General features: G+C 65.0%; 17 protein-coding genes. All 17 read left to right on the forward strand.

Annotated features, from left to right (window positions below):
• The 17 genes from CCZ27_RS05465 (at position 1) to CCZ27_RS05535 (ending at position 16,597) form a co-directional block, all read left to right on the forward strand.
• Entirely contained in the window at positions 1–1,068 is a 1,068-nt protein-coding gene (locus CCZ27_RS05465) for a branched-chain amino acid ABC transporter permease (protein ID WP_096446278.1), read from the forward strand.
• Positions 1,069–1,162: 94 nt separating this feature from the next.
• A complete protein-coding gene (locus CCZ27_RS05470) occupies positions 1,163–2,491 on the forward strand; it encodes an ABC transporter substrate-binding protein (RefSeq protein ID WP_096446280.1) in 1,329 nt (442 codons plus the stop codon).
• Positions 2,492–2,716: 225 nt separating this feature from the next.
• Complete coding sequence (locus CCZ27_RS05475; protein ID WP_232516647.1) at positions 2,717–2,965, forward strand: FitA-like ribbon-helix-helix domain-containing protein; 249 nt, start codon at positions 2,717–2,719, stop codon at positions 2,963–2,965.
• Positions 2,962–3,381: a type II toxin-antitoxin system VapC family toxin gene (locus tag CCZ27_RS05480; protein WP_096446284.1), complete on the forward strand. Its 420-nt coding sequence runs from the start codon at positions 2,962–2,964 to the stop codon at positions 3,379–3,381. Before CCZ27_RS05475 ends, CCZ27_RS05480 begins: the two co-directional genes overlap by 4 nt.
• 333 nt (positions 3,382–3,714) lie before the next feature.
• Complete coding sequence (locus CCZ27_RS05485; protein WP_096446286.1) at positions 3,715–4,956, forward strand: acyl-CoA dehydrogenase family protein; 1,242 nt, start codon at positions 3,715–3,717, stop codon at positions 4,954–4,956.
• Positions 4,957–4,990: 34 nt separating this feature from the next.
• A complete protein-coding gene (locus CCZ27_RS05490) occupies positions 4,991–6,250 on the forward strand; it encodes an SfnB family sulfur acquisition oxidoreductase (protein ID WP_096446288.1) in 1,260 nt (419 codons plus the stop codon).
• Between the two features lie 34 nt (positions 6,251–6,284).
• Positions 6,285–7,703 carry an LLM class flavin-dependent oxidoreductase gene (locus tag CCZ27_RS05495; protein WP_096446290.1) on the forward strand — a complete coding sequence of 473 codons (1,419 nt, stop codon included), beginning with the start codon at positions 6,285–6,287 and terminating at the stop codon, positions 7,701–7,703.
• Between the two features lie 13 nt (positions 7,704–7,716).
• Entirely contained in the window at positions 7,717–8,472 is a 756-nt protein-coding gene (locus CCZ27_RS05500) for an ABC transporter ATP-binding protein (RefSeq protein ID WP_096446292.1), read from the forward strand.
• 74 nt (positions 8,473–8,546) lie between these two features.
• Entirely contained in the window at positions 8,547–9,647 is a 1,101-nt protein-coding gene (locus CCZ27_RS05505) for a porin (RefSeq protein WP_096446295.1), read from the forward strand.
• 670 nt (positions 9,648–10,317) lie between these two features.
• Complete coding sequence (locus CCZ27_RS05510) at positions 10,318–11,646, forward strand: DUF6402 family protein (RefSeq protein ID WP_096446297.1); 1,329 nt, start codon at positions 10,318–10,320, stop codon at positions 11,644–11,646.
• Entirely contained in the window at positions 11,643–12,098 is a 456-nt protein-coding gene (locus tag CCZ27_RS23285; protein WP_157748446.1) for a hypothetical protein, read from the forward strand. Before CCZ27_RS05510 ends, CCZ27_RS23285 begins: the two co-directional genes overlap by 4 nt.
• A 171-nt stretch (positions 12,099–12,269) precedes the next feature.
• Positions 12,270–13,148, forward strand: coding sequence for a DUF817 domain-containing protein (locus tag CCZ27_RS05520; protein ID WP_096446301.1), 879 nt, complete (start codon positions 12,270–12,272; stop codon positions 13,146–13,148).
• 202 nt (positions 13,149–13,350) lie between these two features.
• The gene (locus tag CCZ27_RS23290; protein WP_157748447.1) at positions 13,351–13,638 is read left to right on the forward strand and encodes a hypothetical protein; all 288 of its coding nucleotides are present in this window, start codon (positions 13,351–13,353) and stop codon (positions 13,636–13,638) included.
• A gap of 64 nt (positions 13,639–13,702) precedes the next feature.
• A complete protein-coding gene (locus CCZ27_RS05525) occupies positions 13,703–13,990 on the forward strand; it encodes a hypothetical protein (RefSeq protein ID WP_157748448.1) in 288 nt (95 codons plus the stop codon).
• A gap of 132 nt (positions 13,991–14,122) precedes the next feature.
• Positions 14,123–14,494 carry a hypothetical protein gene (locus tag CCZ27_RS23295; RefSeq protein WP_157748449.1) on the forward strand — a complete coding sequence of 124 codons (372 nt, stop codon included), beginning with the start codon at positions 14,123–14,125 and terminating at the stop codon, positions 14,492–14,494.
• Positions 14,495–14,769: 275 nt separating this feature from the next.
• Positions 14,770–15,741, forward strand: coding sequence for an aliphatic sulfonate ABC transporter substrate-binding protein (locus tag CCZ27_RS05530; protein WP_096446305.1), 972 nt, complete (start codon positions 14,770–14,772; stop codon positions 15,739–15,741).
• Positions 15,742–15,751: 10 nt separating this feature from the next.
• Positions 15,752–16,597 carry an ABC transporter permease gene (locus CCZ27_RS05535; RefSeq protein WP_198363269.1) on the forward strand — a complete coding sequence of 282 codons (846 nt, stop codon included), beginning with the start codon at positions 15,752–15,754 and terminating at the stop codon, positions 16,595–16,597.
• The last annotated feature ends 3 nt before the right edge of the window (positions 16,598–16,600 follow it).

A 16,600-nucleotide genomic window follows, 5' to 3' on the forward strand; every position in this document is an offset into this window, starting at 1 on the left:
ATGCTCTACACCGAAGCCGGCCAGTTCAGCACCACCTACGCGGCGGACCGCCGCGTGTTCCGGCTGCGCCAGGACCGCATCGCGATCGGCGCGCTGCTGGCCTTCGCCGTCGTCGTCGTGCCGCTGCTCGGCAACGACTACTGGTTCAGCGCGATCCTGATCCCCTTCCTCGTCCTGTCGCTGGCCGGGCTCGGCCTCAACCTGCTCACCGGGTATGCGGGCCAGTTGTCGCTCGGCTCGGCCGCCTTCATGGCCGCCGGGGCGTTCGCCGCCTACAACTTCAACCTGCGCGTCGAAGGGCTGCCGCTGCTCGCGAGCTTCGGCCTGGGCGGGGTCGTCGCGGCGCTGCTGTCCATCGTGTTCGGCCTGCCCAGCCTGCGCATCAAGGGCTTCTACCTGATCGTGTCGACGCTGGCCGCGCAGTTCCTGATCCCGTGGGCGCTGGTGAAGTTCGGCTGGTTCTCCGACTTCAACGCCTCGGGCGTGATCACCGCGCCGCCGCTGCAGATCGCGGGCATCGACCTGGGTTCGCCCGCGGGCCGCTACCTGCTCACGCTGGCGATCGTCATCGCGCTGGCCTGGCTCGCCGGCAACATCGTGCGCAGCGAACTCGGCCGCAACTGGATGGCGGTGCGCGACATGGATACCGCGGCCGCGGTGATCGGCATTTCGCTGCCCAAGGCCAAGCTGCTCGCCTTCGCCATCAGCGGCTTCTACCTGGGCGTGGCGGGCTCGCTGTGGGCCTTCACCTATCTGGGCACGGTGGAGCCGCACGGCTTCGACCTCGCGCGTTCGTTCCAGGTGCTGTTCATCATCATCATCGGCGGCATGGGCAGCATCCTCGGCAACTTCCTGGGCGCGGCCTTCATCGTGCTGTTTCCGCTGCTGCTGTCCAACCTCGCCGGGCTGCTGCCGGCCGGCCTGGTCGATGCCGGCCAGTTGGAGAACATCCAGAAGATGATCTTCGGCGCGCTGATCATCGCCTTCCTGATCCGCGAGCCCGACGGCCTCGCCCGGCTGTGGCAGCAGTTCCGCGCCCGCGCGCGGCGCTGGCCGCTGCGCTATTGAGCCGGCGCCCCGCCGCGCCGCATCCCGTCTTTTCCACCCCGTGTCTCGGCAGAGACGACGCTTCGACCAAAACCAGTCCAAGGAGTCGCATTCCATGTTCCATCGCAAATCCCTTCGCAGGCCGTTGCTCGCCGCGCTCGCGCTCGGCACCGCCAGCCTCGGCGCCCAGGCCGCCGCCGAGCAGTACTTTCCGCTGCAGAGCTACCGCATCGGCCCCTATGCCGCGGGCGGCACCGGCTTCTTCGGCGGCTTCATCGACTACCTGCAGTACGTGAATGCCAACGGCGGCGTGAACGGCGTGAAGCTCACCTGGAGCGAATGCGAGACGGAGTACGTCGTCGAGAAGGGCGTCGAGTGCTACGAGCGGCTGAAGAAGGGCCTCAACGGCGCGCCGGCCGCGGCCACCAATCCGCTGTCGGTCGGCATCGCCTACGCCACGCTCGACCGCTCGACGGCCGACAGGCTGCCGCTGGTCACGATCAACCACGGCCGCACCGATTCGACCGACGGCAGCGTCTTCCCCTACGCCTTTCCGCTGCAGTTGAACCCGTATTCCGAGGTTTCGGCGATCGTCAATTACATCGGCCAGCAGGCCGGCGGCATCGACAAGCTGCGCGGCAAGAAGATCGTCACGCTGTACCACGGCTCGCCCTACGGTAAGGAGACCAACGAGGTGCTGCAGAAGCTGGCCGGCCGCTACGGCTTCGAGCTGACCCTGCTGGAAGTCCCGCATCCGGGCAACGAGCAGCAGTCGCAGTGGCTCAACATCCGCAAGATCAAGCCCGACTACGTGATCCTGCGCGGCTGGGGCGTCATGAACCCGGTGGCGCTGAAGACGGCGCAGAAGGTCGGCTACCCGGTCGACCGCGTCATCGGCAACATCTGGAGCAATTCGGAAGAGGACGCCGCCCCCGCCGGCGCCGCCGCGAAGGGCTTCGTGTCGATCACGACGCATCCGTCGGGCTCCGGCTTCCCGGTGCTGCAGGGCATCAGGAAGGACGTCGTCGATGCCGGCAAGGGCAACCTGGCCGATCCGAAGCGCTTCGGCACCGTCTATTACAACCTGGGCGTGGTGAACGGCATCCTCAACGTCGAGGCGGTGCGCATCGCGCAGGCGAAGTTCGGCAAGAAGCCGCTCAGCGGCGAAGAGGTGCGCTGGGGCTTCGAGAACCTGCGCCTCGACGACAAGCGCCTGCAGGAACTCGGCGCGCTCGGCCTGGTGCAGCCGCTGCGCCTGTCCTGCGCCGACCATGAAGGCGGCGGCGCGGTGCGCTTCCAGCAGTGGGACGGCCAGCAATGGAAGCTCGTCAGCGACTGGGTCCAGGCCGACCGCGCCTTCCTGCGCCCGATCATCGAGGCATCCGCGCAGAAGTACGCCAAGGAAAAGGGCATCACGCCGCGCGATTGCGCGAAGGAGAGCTGAGCCGGGCGTCCTTCTGCCCCGCTGCCGCCGGTCCGCGCCGGCGCTTCCTCCGCGACAGGGCGGGTTCCGCCGCTGGCCGCGGGAGAAGTGCCGCAGCCGGCGCAGGACGATCCTGGATCTCGACGGGCAGCGTGTTCAGAGCGCGCTGCGCGACGAGGCTTGCATGGTTGAATGCACGAATATAAAGTGCATGCATCGAATGCAACGAGGAGTCTTGAATTGGCCATGCTGACAGTGCGCAATCTGCCCGACGAGGTGCATCGCGCCCTGCGCGTGCGAGCCGCCATGCACGGCCGCAGCACGGAAGCGGAGGTGCGCGAGATTCTGGAATCGGCCGTGAAGCCGGAAGGGCGGGTGAAGCTGGGCTCCCTGCTGGCCGACATCGGCCGCCGGGCCGGGCTGACCGATGAAGAGTTCGCCGTCTTCGAGCAGGCGCGTGACAAGACCCCGGCCCGGCCGGCGAGCTTTGAATGATCCTGCTCGACACGAACGTGGTCTCGGAGCCCCTGCGCCGTGCTCCGGACGCCCGCGTGGTCGAGTGGATCGACGCGCAGCCGCTCGAAACGCTATACCTGTCCGCCGTCACGGTGGCCGAACTGCGCGCCGGCGTGGCGCTGCTGCCGGCCGGCAAGCGGCGGGCCGGTTTGCATGAGAGCCTGGAAAAGCAGGTGTTGCCGCTGTTCGCCGGGCGCCTGCTGGCTTTCGATTCCGCATGTACGCAAGCCTATGCGGCGCTGATGGCGAAGGCTCGCGCGGCGGGCCTGGCGATCGCCACGGCCGACGGCTATATCGCCGCCATTGCCGCCGCCAACGGGTTTTCCGTGGCCACGCGCGACGCGAGCCCGTTCGAGGCTGCCGGAGTCGCCGTCATCAACCCGTGGGCGGCATAGGGCGGGAATCCTCTTTCCGCGCTCCCGGCGGCGGCCTGCCGGGGCCGGAGTGCCACGGCGCGGTCGCCATCACCAGCAGCGCCAGATCCCGATAGCCGGCGCGCGCCGGCGGCGTCTGCGCGGGATCGCGAGGCCGCGATTTCTCGCCCATGCCCCTGCCCCTGTCCGGCCGTGCTGCTGGCTGCGCATCAGAACGTTTCCCATCTGGTTGCGGTGCAGCACGATCTTCCCGGGTGAATTCTTCAACCTGTTGTTTATAAAAAGAAAAATAAATTGGCATGGAAGGTGCTCAAGGGGCCTGTCTTCCGACCCCATCCACTTTGGAGCCCAGCCATGACCCATCGCGACGAGTTTTCCAGCCTGTCGACCGGAACCGACTACGAGCAGCTTGCGAGCCGCTTCCGTCCCATCTTCGCGCGCATCGCCGAAGGGGCCGTCGAGCGCGAGCGCACGCGCACGCTGCCGCATGAGCAGATCAAGTGGCTGAAGGAAGCGGGCTTCGGCGCGGTGCGCGTGCCGGTCGAACATGGCGGGGCAGGGGCCTCGCTTCCGCAACTGTTCGCGCTGCTGATCGAGCTGGCGGCGGCCGATTCCAACCTGCCGCAGGCCTTGCGCGGCCATTTCGCCTTCGTCGAGGACCGCCTGAACGCGCCCGCCGGCGAGCAGCGCGACGTCTGGTTCAAGCGCTTCGTCGCGGGGGAGACCTTCGGCAACGCGTGGACGGAGGTCGGCGACGTCAAGATCGGCGACGTCATCACGCTGGTTTCGCCCAAGGACGGGCGCTGGGTGCTGAACGGGCGCAAGTACTACAGCACCGGCAGCATCTTCGCCGACTGGATCGACGTCTATGCGCGCCGCGCCGACACCGGCGCCGACGTCATCGCCGCGGTGCGCACCGCGCAGCCGGGCGTGACGCAGTTCGACGACTGGGACGGCTTCGGCCAGCGCACCACCGGCAGCGGCACCTCGGTCTTCGAGGACGCGGTGGTGGAAGCCGAGGACGTCATCGATTTCTCCACCCGCTTCAAGTACCAGACCGCCTTCTACCAGCTCGTGCATCTGGCGACGCTGGCCGGCATCGCGCGCGCCGCGGAACGCGAGGTCGCGCGGCACGTCGCCGGGCGCAAGCGCATCTTCAGCACCGGCAACGCGCCGCTGGCCAGGCTCGATCCGCAGATCCAGCAGGTGGTCGGCGAGATCTCGGCGCAGGCGTATGCCGCCGCGGCGATCGCCGTGCGCGCGGCGGAGCCGGCGCAGCGTGCCTACCTCGCCCGCTTCGGCGGCGACGAGGCGGCGGAGAAGGCCGCCAACATCGATGCCGAGATCGAGTCGGCGCAGGGGCAAGTGGTCATCGCCGACCTCGTGCTGCGCGCCACCGCCGACCTGTTCGACGCGCTCGGCGCCTCGTCCGCCAGCGAGCGCCTGGCGCTCGACCGCCACTGGCGCAACGCGCGCACCGTCGCCACCCACAACCCGCTCGTCTACAAGGCGCGCATCGTCGGCGACTGGTCGATCAACGGCACCGAGCCGCCCTACGTCTGGCAGATCGGCGGCAGCCCCGCGGCCAGCAAGTGATTCCACCCGCAACCCCGAGAAAGGAGTGCCCCGAATGAGTACGCTTCAAGCCGGTCCCGAAACCCGCCAGCGCGTCAATACCGCCGCGCCGTTCGCCGCGCTGCCGCGTCCGTCGCAGCCCGCCCACGTCATCCGCAGCGACGCCGAGGCGATCGAGGTGGCGCGCCGGCTCGCCGCCGGGTTCGCCGTCGAAGCCTCGCTGCGCGACCGCGAAGGCTACCTGCCGATCGCCGAGGTCGACGCCTACTCGCAGAGCGGCCTGTGGGGCATCACCGTGCCCAGGGCCTACGGCGGCGCCGGGGTGTCGTATGCCACGGTGGCCGAGGTGATCCGCATCCTGGCCGAGGCGGATTCGAGCATCGCGCAGATCACCCAGAACCATCTGGCCCTCGTCGCCCACATCGACCTCGATGCGTCCGAAGAGCAGAAGAAGGCGCTGTTCGGCCTCGTGCTGCAGGGCATCCGCTTCGGCAACGCGTTCTCGGAAAAGGGCAGCAAGAACGTGGCCGCGTTCGAGACGCGGCTGCGCCGCGAGGGCGACGGCGTGGTGGTCAATGGCCAGAAGTTCTACACCACCGGCGCGCTGCTGGCGCACATCGTGCCCATCGTCGCGGTCGATGACGAAGGCAAGGGCTATCTCGTCTTCGCCGATCGCGACGCCCCCGGCCTCACCGTCATCAACGACTGGTCGAGCTTCGGCCAGCGCACCACCGCCTCCGGCTCGATCAGGATCGAGAACGTGCGCGTGCCGGCGAGCCGCCTGGTGCCGGTGGCGGCCTTCGAGCGCCCGACCGCGGCCGGCGCGATCTCGCAGATCATCCAGTCGGCGATCGACGCCGGCATCGCTGCCGCTGCCATCGCCGAGACCGTCGCCTTCGTGCGCACGCGCAGCCGGCCGTGGATCGACAGCGGCAAGGAGTCGGCGGGCGAGGACCCGTTCACCGTCAGCGCGGTCGGCGAACTGGTGATCCGGCTGCATGCGGCCGAAGCGCTGCTGGAGCGCGCGGGACGGGCGATCGACGATGCGCTGGCAGCCCCGGACGAGGGCACGGTCAACCGCGCCACGCTGGCCACCAGCGAATCCAAGGTGCTCACCACCGAGGTGGCGATCGCCGCCACCAACAAGCTGTTCGAGCTGGCGGGCACCCGTTCCACGCTGAGCGAGCACAACCTCGACCGCCACTGGCGCAACGCCCGCACCCACACGCTGCACGACCCGGTGCGCTGGAAGTACTTCCACGTCGGCAACTTCCACCTGAACGGCATCAATCCGCCGCGCCACCCGTGGAACTGAGCATCCGGCCGCCACGCACGGAGGACCACGCCCCATGAGCAAGACCATCCGCTTCAACGCCTTCGAGATGAACTGCGTCGGCCATCAGTCCCCGGGGCTGTGGACCCACCCGCGCGACCGCTCGTGGCAGTACAAGGACCTGGCGTACTGGACCGATCTCGCCAGGATTCTCGAACGGGGCATCTTCGACGGCATCTTCATCGCCGACGTGATCGGCTACTACGACGTCTACAAGGGCAGCAACTACCACGCCCTGCAACAGGCCGCGCAGATCCCGGTGAACGATCCGCTGCAGCTCGCGGCGCCGATCGCGATGGTGACCGAGCACCTCGGCATCGGCATCACCGCGTCCACCTCGTTCGAGCACCCCTACACCTTCGCGCGGCGGCTGTCGACGGCCGATCACCACACCAAGGGCCGGGTGGGCTGGAACATCGTCACCTCCTACCTGGAGAGCGGCGCCAGGAACGTCGGCCAGGGCGGCCTGCGCCGGCACGACGACCGCTACGAGGTGGCCGGTGAATACGTCGAGGTGCTCTACAAGCTGTTCGAGGGCAGTTGGGAGGAAGGGGCCGTGGTGCGCGACCGCGGGCGCGGCATCTTCACCCACCCGGAGAAGGTGCACGAGATCGGCCACAAGGGCCGGTATTTCGAGGTGCCCGGCTACCACCTGTGCGAGCCCTCGCCGCAGCGCACGCCGGTGCTCTACCAGGCGGGCGCCTCGGGCGCGGGCAAAGCCTTCGCCGCCGGCCATGCGGAATGCGTGTTCGTCGCCTCGCCGCTGAAGGAAGTGCTCAGGGAATACGTCGCCGACGTGCGCCGCCAGGCCGCCGCCGCCGGGCGCGATCCGCGCAAGGTGCTGGTCTACAACCTGGTGACGATCATCGTCGACGAGACCGACGCCAAGGCGCAGGCCAGGTTCGAGGAATACCAGCGCCACTCGTCCTACGACGGCGCGCTGGTCTTCATGTCGGGCTGGAGCGGCATCGATTTCGGCCAGTACGCGCCGACCGACCTCGTGCGCAAGGTGGAAACCAACGCCATCGTCTCGGTGGTCGAGCACCTGGCCGGCGGCGGCAAGTCGTGGAGCATCGACGAGCTGGCGCGCTGGGGCGGTCTCGGCGGCCTCGGCCCGGTGTTCGTCGGCTCGCCGTCCACCGTGGCCGACATCCTGCAGGAGTGGGTGGAGGACACCGGCGTCGACGGCTTCAACCTGGCCTATGCGGTGGCGCACGAAACCTTCGAGAACGTGGTCGGTTACCTCGTGCCCGAACTGCAGCGGCGCGGCGTCTATCCGGCCGCCTACAAGCCCGGCACGCTGCGCGAGAAGCTGTTCGGCGAAGGGCCGTACCTGCCGGCAAGCCATCCGGCGGCGCGCTACCGCGACATCGAGCGCGTGAAGGCGGAGGAAGCCGCCGCCCGCGGGCGCGCGCTCGAAGATGCCGTCGCCTGACCGGGGATCAGCCATGACTGCAATGCCGATTCTCCAGGTCGACGACATCGAGGTCGTCTATGAGCAGGTGATCCTGGCCGTGCACGGCGTGTCGCTGTCGCTCGGCGAGGGCCGCATCGTCGCGCTGCTCGGCGCCAACGGCGCGGGCAAGAGCACCACGCTGAAGGCGATCTCGGCGCTGGTCGGAGCCGAGCGCGGCGAGGTGGTGGGCGGCCGCGTGCTGTACCGCGGCAAGGACGTGACGCGCAGCGCGCCCGACGTGCTCGTGCGCAACGGCCTCGTCCAGGTCCTGGAGGGGCGCCATTGCTTTCCGCACCTGAGCGTCGAGGAGAACCTGCTGGCCGGCGCGCTGGCCAGCGGCGGTTCGCGGCAGGAGGTGAAGGCCGGGCTGGAGCGGATCTACCACTACTTCCCGCGGTTGAAGGAAAGGCGCAGATCGGCGGCGGGCTACACCTCCGGCGGCGAGCAGCAGATGGTCGCCATCGGCCGCGCACTGATGGCCCGGCCCGCCGTCGTGCTGCTCGACGAACCGTCCATGGGCCTCGCGCCGCTGATTGTCGACGAGATCTTCGCCATCGTCGCCAGGCTCAACGCCGACGAAGGCGTCAGCTTCCTGCTCGCCGAGCAGAACGCCAGCGTGGCGCTGCGCCACGCGCACCACGCCTACGTGCTGGAAAGCGGCAGGGTCGTGGCGCAGGGGAGCGCCGCCGAGCTGGCCGCGCGCAGCGACATCCACGACCTGTACCTGGGGGCGGGCGTCGCTGCCTGAACGGCGCGCCGGCACCAGACCCGATAACGACGAGACCCATCGCTTCAAGACCCAACCACCTCACAGGGAATGACATGCAGAAAAGACTGTTTGCACTGGCCGTCGCCGGCCTTGCGGGTGCCCCGGCATTCGCGCAATCCAGCGTGACCATCTTCGGCACGGTCGATGTCGGCTACCGCTTCAGCGGCGACAACATAGACTCGCGGGTAAAGAACCGTTCCGCGATCGACTCCGGCACCAGCACGCCGACGCGCCTCGGCTTTCGCGGCAACGAGGATCTCGGCAACGGGCTGCAGGCCGGCTTCGTGCTGGAGCAGGGCATCGCGGCCGACACCGGCACGTCGGCCGGCGGCGGCACCTTCAGCCGTCAGGCTTTCGTCAGCCTCGCCGGCGCTTTCGGCACGCTGGGCGCGGGGCGCCAATACACGCCGGGCTACGTGCTCACCTCCACCGTGGATCCTTTCAGCGGCGTGACGGTGGGCCAGTACAACAACGTCTATCTTTCCGAGTATCGCTGGGACAACCTGGTGACGTACGTGTCGCCGTCCTGGGGAGGCTTTTCGGTGACCGCGGCCTTCACGCTGGACGGCTACGGCAACGAATCGCCCGGCAATCGCGGCGCGGGCGACGTCGGCGACGTGCGCGCGCTGTCCATCCTGCCGCAGTACCGCAGCGGTCCGCTCCATGTCGGCCTGCACATCCAGGACCTGCGCGCGAAATCCACCGGCCTGTACGACGGCGACAAGGTCCGCGTCTACGACCTCGCCGGCACCTATGACTTCGGCGTCGCCAAGCTCGCCGCGGCCTACGGCATCCGCCGCGCGGACAACGGCGACTTCAGCCCCGACACCGGCGCGACCGAAGGCGAGAAGACGAAGCAGTGGTTCGTCGGCGTGACGGTGCCGGCCGGCGCGGCGGGCAAGGTCCTGGCCTCGTACGTGGCGCGCAAGACGGAGGCCGTCGCCGGCGGCGATGATGCAAAGGCCGGCCAGTGGGCGGTCGGCTACGAGCATGCGCTGTCCAAGCGCACGGCGATCCATGCGACCTACGCGAAGATCGACAACAATCGCGCGGCCCGCGACTCCACCAACCTGTCCGGCTCGGTCGGCGCCGGCTACAACGCCGGCGACGGCTACCAGACCGGCTTTGCCGCCGGCATCCGCCACGGCTTCTGAGCGGTCGTTCCGCTACGGGCGACATCGGGCCGGGGCCATGCGCGCGCATGGCCCCGGCGGCGACCGCCTCGCCCGCGTGCTCAACAAGCGGATCTGATCGAGCCCGATCCGCGCCGTTTCCCCGCGCCTCTCCGCGCACTGCTGCACATGCGGCAGTGCGCGGTTCTTTTTTCGGGCCCCGCACCGGGCTTCGCTCGTTCTCTTCAGGTGCGTCCAAGAAAAGAGCCGATTCGCGCACGATCGCCGCGATGCGGCCGGCCCCGTCCGATTCCCGCGGATGAGCGATGTCCGAGGCCCAGAAGGCGCCTTCCCGGGAAAATTTTCACCATCCATTCCAGTGACCAAAGATTTCCGCCCCACGAGCAAAACATCGCCGCGTGAATTGGTGGGAAATTCCGTGCGCCATATACAGGCGGCACGTTGCCCGGTCTCGTCGAGCCCTCGGTAACTCGGCCCCACAGCATTCCGAAGCACAGGGAGTGCGTGCCGGTGACCGCATCGGAAACGATGCCCCGCCATCGATGATCCGCGCGCCACGCCGACGCGCCGCACTTGCCCGAGGAAACGCCGCCATGGATGCCTGCGACAACGACAGCCCCGATTCAGAACGGCCCATCGACGTGCATATGGCGCCATCCGCCGTGGCCGTGCTCCGCACTGGAGGCTAGAGGTGTCCTTTCTCGTCAAAGTGGTGGATCGCATAACGGAGCACTACCTGGAATTGGCCCGGGGCAGATACCCCTATCACGTTCGGGAGGGCAAGCAGTGGCAGGTCCGCGACGGCGGGCTCGGCTGCCGGCCGATCGAGACCCAGGCCACTATTTCGATGGACAAGGACCCGCCGCCGCTGCCGGAAGATAGAAACAAGCCCAAACCCCAACTGCCGGCGCAACCTGCCGCTGCCGAGACGGGAAAGGACAACGCCAAGTCCCCGCCGGCCCAGTCCGCCCCACCGCCCGCCGCCGCTGCGCCGGCCGCCGCACAAGAGCGCCTCAGGGACGAAGCCTGCGTAACGCCTCCACCCTTCGACATGCTCGACCTGCCGGAAGGCATGGAAGCCATGGGCTTCAAATACGCCGCCTACTGTGCGCGGCGTTGGTTCAACGGCAAGGTATATGCGCTGGATGACCCCACAGCAACCCATGCCCCGGATTTTGTCGATACCGATACCTTCAAGCTCAAATGGATATTGGGCTTCGGCCGTGTTCGGCAACGCCATGCGCATCTGCTAGCAACAAATCTGAAAGCAAGTACGCCCGAAAACATCTTCAACGATAGGGCAAGGGAGGAACTGCTCAAGCAGTTTCAATATTTCATTGACCAGCAGCGCAACAATTATTACTACGCCACGCTGGATACACTCGCCTACTGCAATAACGACAAACAGGCGTTTCATCGGCAATTCCAGTTTCAACGGGTCAATGTCACGACGTTTGATGCCCTCGACGACTACGCCAGCCTCGTGAATGATCTGACGGCTTCGCTGGCCAACTTCTCGTTCTATGCCGCAGTGGCCCTGGCACAGGTGTCGACCGAGCAGTACAACTGGTACGGGCCGATCTGGTATCGCTGCACACGCACGCGGGTGGAGGTCACACATATCTATGTGTATGCGCGGGATAGCTATGCGTTCAATGACGATAAAACTGTGTCTCAATATCTCGGGCACTGGAACCGTCATGGCGTCATCATTGCCCGGGATGCGGCTGCCTCGGAATTGATTTCAAAATATTCCGATATTCTCGCCCACGAGAGCGGCAATGAACCAAAGTCCTATCTGCCGCCTTTGCCCGCACATCTGGACAAGCCGGTCGACATCGGAAGGCACCTGCGGAAAAAGGAAGTCTTTTATCCCGTCCGTAACCGTGACTTCCGGCACTGGCGCAAACTCAAGGGGCGCGGCGGAGATTTCGCCATTTTCTCCAGTTTCGAGCGAATCAAGCTGCCTACGCCCATCGTGCTGGACCTTGGTGAAAGAAGGCAACAGATCAAACCATGAACTGGAAACGAGTCCTCCGGCAGTGCCTGATGGCGGTGGGTATTCCATACATTGCATTCGTATTGCTATTTAACTATTTCTATTCACTCAACAATTACGAATCTTGCGAAAAATACACTGCGAAACTGAATGGTGGCGTCCATGTCTTTCAGGGGAAGCCGCTCAATGTCAGCATTTGCGGATTAGACCGTTTGCCTCACGATCAGACCCGGTCGTTTTATAGTGTTCCGGACAGGGCGCGTATCCGGGTGTTCTCCATGGATGGCGAGTTGCTGGCAGAGCGATACTTTGAGCCGCTTTGGGAGTCGCGATGGCTCCACAAGCTGGAGTATGGCGACGACTACTTGATCTACAACGACGGGGACGGGAGTGGCTTCGGGACAAGAATGGCGATGCCGCCGACGACGTGGGACTGGATACGTGCCCGACTGCCCCGGCCGTGGCCGTTCTGAACATGGCGGAAATTTTTTGTGCCTCTTCGATTTCGAATGCATCAGACCGCTCGGATTCATCGTGCCAGGCATTGGATGAAAGGGCTGCAGATCAAACCATGACCTGAAAACGAATCTTCTCGCCCCCTGTTGGCCGCCGATTCAATGACAAGCTATCAATCCGCGCATGACATGACCACCCGAATTCTCGCCCGACTTTCTCTGTTGCGCCTGAGCGTGCTCGATGATCATCTGTCGAGCCACGTCGACAGGCCGCACCTTGCAGGGTCGTTCCGCTTCCTTGCCGAATTCCTGTATTTCGGGATCAAGGAAGCCCGTGCATGCCTGTTTGCCGGTCTGTTCTTCGTCGCCGTGTTCGCGATTCCGCGCGACGGATTGTGGGGCGTACCTCGCTACGACGCCCTGCTCATCGCTGCCGTCGCCATTCAGGTCTGGATGGTCCGGGCGAAGCTCGAAACCATCGATGAACTCAAGACGATCACGCTCTTCCATGTCATCGGCTTCGCCCTCGAAGCGTTCAAGACTTCAAGCGGCATCAAGTCCTGGGCCTATCCCGACTTTGCGTACACGAAGCTCTACGGCGTACCCCTGTTCTCGGGTTTCATGTACGCGGCCATCGGCAGCTACATCATTCAGGCATGGAGGCTTCTCGAAGTCCGTATCGCCCATCATCCTCCCTACTGGATGGCTGGTGTAATGGCGCTGCTCATCTACGTCAACTTCTTCACCCACCACTACATCGGCGACTACCGCTGGTATATCGCCGCATGCGCTCTCGGCCTGTATGCCAGATCCACCGTGATCTATCGCCCATTGGACCGGGATCGAAAAATGCCGTTGCTGCTCGCGTTCGTCCTCATCGGATTCTTCATCTGGCTCGCCGAGAACATCAGCACCTTCTTCGGTATCTGGAAGTATCCAAACCAGCTTGGCGCGTGGTCCGCGGTTCATGTCGGCAAATGGAGTTCCTGGTCGCTCCTCATCATCATGACCTTCACCATCGTCGCCAACCTCAAGCACATCAAGGAGCGTACCCATGTGCCTGCATGAGACGGCCATCGATCCGGCAATTCGTGAAGAGCTGCCACGAAGGCAGATGGCGTTTCCATGCAGAAGGGAGAGAAGTGTGTCCTTCCCATAAAGGAAGAAAAGGGAAGGCGATATGTCGCGGAAAACAGGAAGTCTGGAATTCCCCCGGAGTGGCGGGGAAGAATGATCTGGTGAATCAAGCATATAGGGAGAAATAGACCTGATGATTACACGTTCTGGAGACCGCAAGGAGCGGAAAATCGCTCATGTCTCGCTGGCCATAAACGCCTCCCCTTTTATCGGCGTGGGGGCAGTGATAGCTCTGATGCTCTGTGTTCCAGAATTGGTGTGGATCTGGTGGGCGCCGGCTGGCCTCATAGTGTTGCCATTGCTTTTGTTGAATCTCGTCTGGTACATCTATATCTGCTGCAGGCGTTACCGTTTTGTCGTACATCTGTTTTTCTGGCTTCCAAGCACTCTCGTCTTTTTCGGGTATAACTTGTTGGCATGATCGCCGCGCGATATCGGACTCTTGAGCTGCATGGCGAATCGAGAATATAGGGAGAATTGACCTGATGATCATACTTTCTGGAGACCGAGAGGAATGGAGAGTCGCTCGTGTTTCACTGGCCATAAACGCCTCCCCATTTATCGGCGTGTGGGTGGTGATGGCTCTGGTGCTCTACGTTCCAGGCTTGGCGTGGATCTGGTGGGTGCCGGCTGGCCTCATAATGTTGCCATTGCTTTTTTTGAATCTCGTCTGGTACATCTATATCTGCTGCAAGCGTTACCGTTTTGTCGTACATCTGTTTTTCTGGTTTCCAAGCGCTCTCGTCTGTTTCTGGTATAACTTGTTTGCATGATCCCCCGCGCGATATCGGACTCTTGAGCTGAATGGCGAATCGAGAGATAGAGGTGCATGTCAGTCATCGCGGTGGCGATGGAAGAAGCATCGGCACGCTCGTCGTCGAGGGAGAGCCGGAAAAGGAAAAATAATGCGGTATGCCCTGTTGTTCGCATTCTCGATCTTCGGATCCTGCAACGTTGCCCAGGCCTGGAACACTGATGACGACCGCACAAGAGGCGAAGTTCAAGGTTTGTACGAAATTCGAAAAGAGGCGATGAAGTTCATGGATCAATGGAACAAGTCGTATGGCACGAGCTATGAGCTTCTTGAACCAAACAGCAAGACGTTCGTCCCTCGTTGTATCGTTCCTTTACGCACCGCGTGGTCCGAAGAAAATAAAGGGCAGAGGCTGGCTGATGTTTCGGTAATTTGCGACAAGACAAATTTTCCCGGCATGAAAAGATGGGTTGTCGTCGTTCCGGCACTGGAGTGGGATCGGACGGCGACTGCCAAGCCGTGATGCGCTGGCGTTCTGCTACAGGATTGACCTGATCTGCACGCACTCGGCTCACGGTTGGCGGAAAAATGGCGGACCTGCCAGAACGAAGGGGTGCGTCACCTCATGAGACTTCGTCGTGGCGGCTGCTGCGTACGCAACAGTTCTTCGCCGCGGCTGCTGCGATCCGCGCACAGGATCGGGCGGGTTCCTGCCCAAGGGGCTGAAAGAACGCGGAAAACGTTTCAGGCACGATGGTTGCGATGTGGCCAGGTCCATCCAATTTCCGAGGATCAGCCATGTTCGAGACTTTCAAACACCTCAGCCGACTCGCGGCCGGGCTGCTGCTGTCGGTGGGCGTTGCCCATGCGGCCGGCAAGCCGGCCGAACTCCGCCTCGATTACGCCTATTATTCGCCGCCCAGCCTGGTGCTGAAGAAGTTCGGCTGGCTGGAGGAAGACCTGAAGGCCGATGGCGTGCCGGTGAAGTGGGTGTTGAGCCAGGGCAGCAACCGCGCACTCGAATTCCTCAACAGCGGCAGCGTCGATTTCGGTTCCACCGCCGGACTGGCGGCCGTGCTGTCGAAGGCCAACGGCAATCCGATCAAGAGCGTCTATGTGTATTCGCGGCCGGAATGGACCGCGCTCGTCGTGCCCAAGGATTCGCCGATCAAGTCGGTCAAGGACCTGAAGGGCAGGAAGGTGGCGGCGACCAAGGGCACCGATCCCTTCCTGTTCCTGCTGCGCAGCCTGCACCAGGAAGGGTTGTCGAAGAGCGACGTCGAGATCCTCGCGCTGCAGCATGCCGACGGACGCTCGGCGCTGGAACAGGGCCGCGTCGACGCCTGGGCGGGGCTGGACCCGCTGATGGCCGGCAGCGAGGTGCAGGCCGGCTCGAAGCTGCTGTACCGCAACGTCGGCTACAACACCTATGGCTTCCTGAACACTTCCGAGCGCTTCGCGAACGAACATCCCGACTACGTGAAACGCGTGATCGCGGCGTACGAGAAGGCCCGCAAGTGGATCGTCGCCAATCCCGAGGAAACGGCGAAGCTGGTCGCCGAGGAGGCCAAGCTGCCGCTCGAGGTCGCGAAGCTGCAATTGTCGCGCAACGATTTCAGCAAGCCGGTGCCGGGCGCTGAACACATCGAGGCGCTGAAGGCGGCCGCGCCCATCCTCGTCGAGGAGGATCTGGTGCGCAAGGGAACCGACGTGGGCGCGGTGGTCGGCGCGCTGGTGGACCCGTCGCATGCGCGCGCCGTGATCAAGTGAGCGGCCGCAAGTGAGCAAGGTGTCCACGTTGAATCCGGCCTTGCCGGCGGCGGGCGGAGCCGATGGCGCCCGGCGTCCGGCGGGGCGCCGCTTCGCCTCGCAACTGCGGGGCTGGGCCGTGCCGCTGGCCATCGTCGTGCTGTGGGAGGCGCTGGTGCGCGCGGGCTGGGTTTCCGCCCATCTGCTGCCGCCGCCCTCGGAGCTGCTCGTCACGCTGGCGGACCTGGCCGCCGGCGGCCAACTGTTCGGCCATGTGCTGGTGAGCAGCGTCCGCGTGCTGGCCGGCTTTGCCATCGGCGCGCTGCTGGCGCTGCTGGTGGGCGCCGCGGTGGGCCTGTCGCGCGGGCTGGAGGCTTATCTCGATCCGACCTTCCAGGCGCTGCGGGCGATTCCTTCGCTGGCCTGGGTGCCTCTGCTGCTGCTGTGGCTGGGCATCGACGAGGCGCCCAAGATCACGCTGATCGCGATCGGCGCCTTCTTCCCCGTGTATCTGAACCTGGTCGCGGGCATCAAGAACGTGGACCGCAAGCTGGTCGAGGTGGGCGGCATCTTCGGGTTGAAGGGCTGGCGGCTGGTGCTGCGCATCTTCCTGCCGGCGGCGCTGCCCAACCTGCTGACCGGGCTGCGCACCGGGCTGTCGCTGGCGTGGATGTTCCTCGTCGCGGCGGAACTGATCGCCGCCACCCGGGGGCTGGGCTATCTGCTCACCGACGGGCGCGAGACCGCGCGCGCGGACCTGGTGATCGTCGCCATCGTCGTGCTGGCCGTGCTCGGCAAGCTCAGCGACACCCTGCTGCAGGTGCTCGAGCGCAGGCTGCTCGCATGGCGCGACGTCTATGACAACGCTCGTTCGTAGGGA

The organism is Thauera sp. K11, assembly GCF_002354895.1.
Classification (GTDB): domain Bacteria; phylum Pseudomonadota; class Gammaproteobacteria; order Burkholderiales; family Rhodocyclaceae; genus Thauera; species Thauera sinica.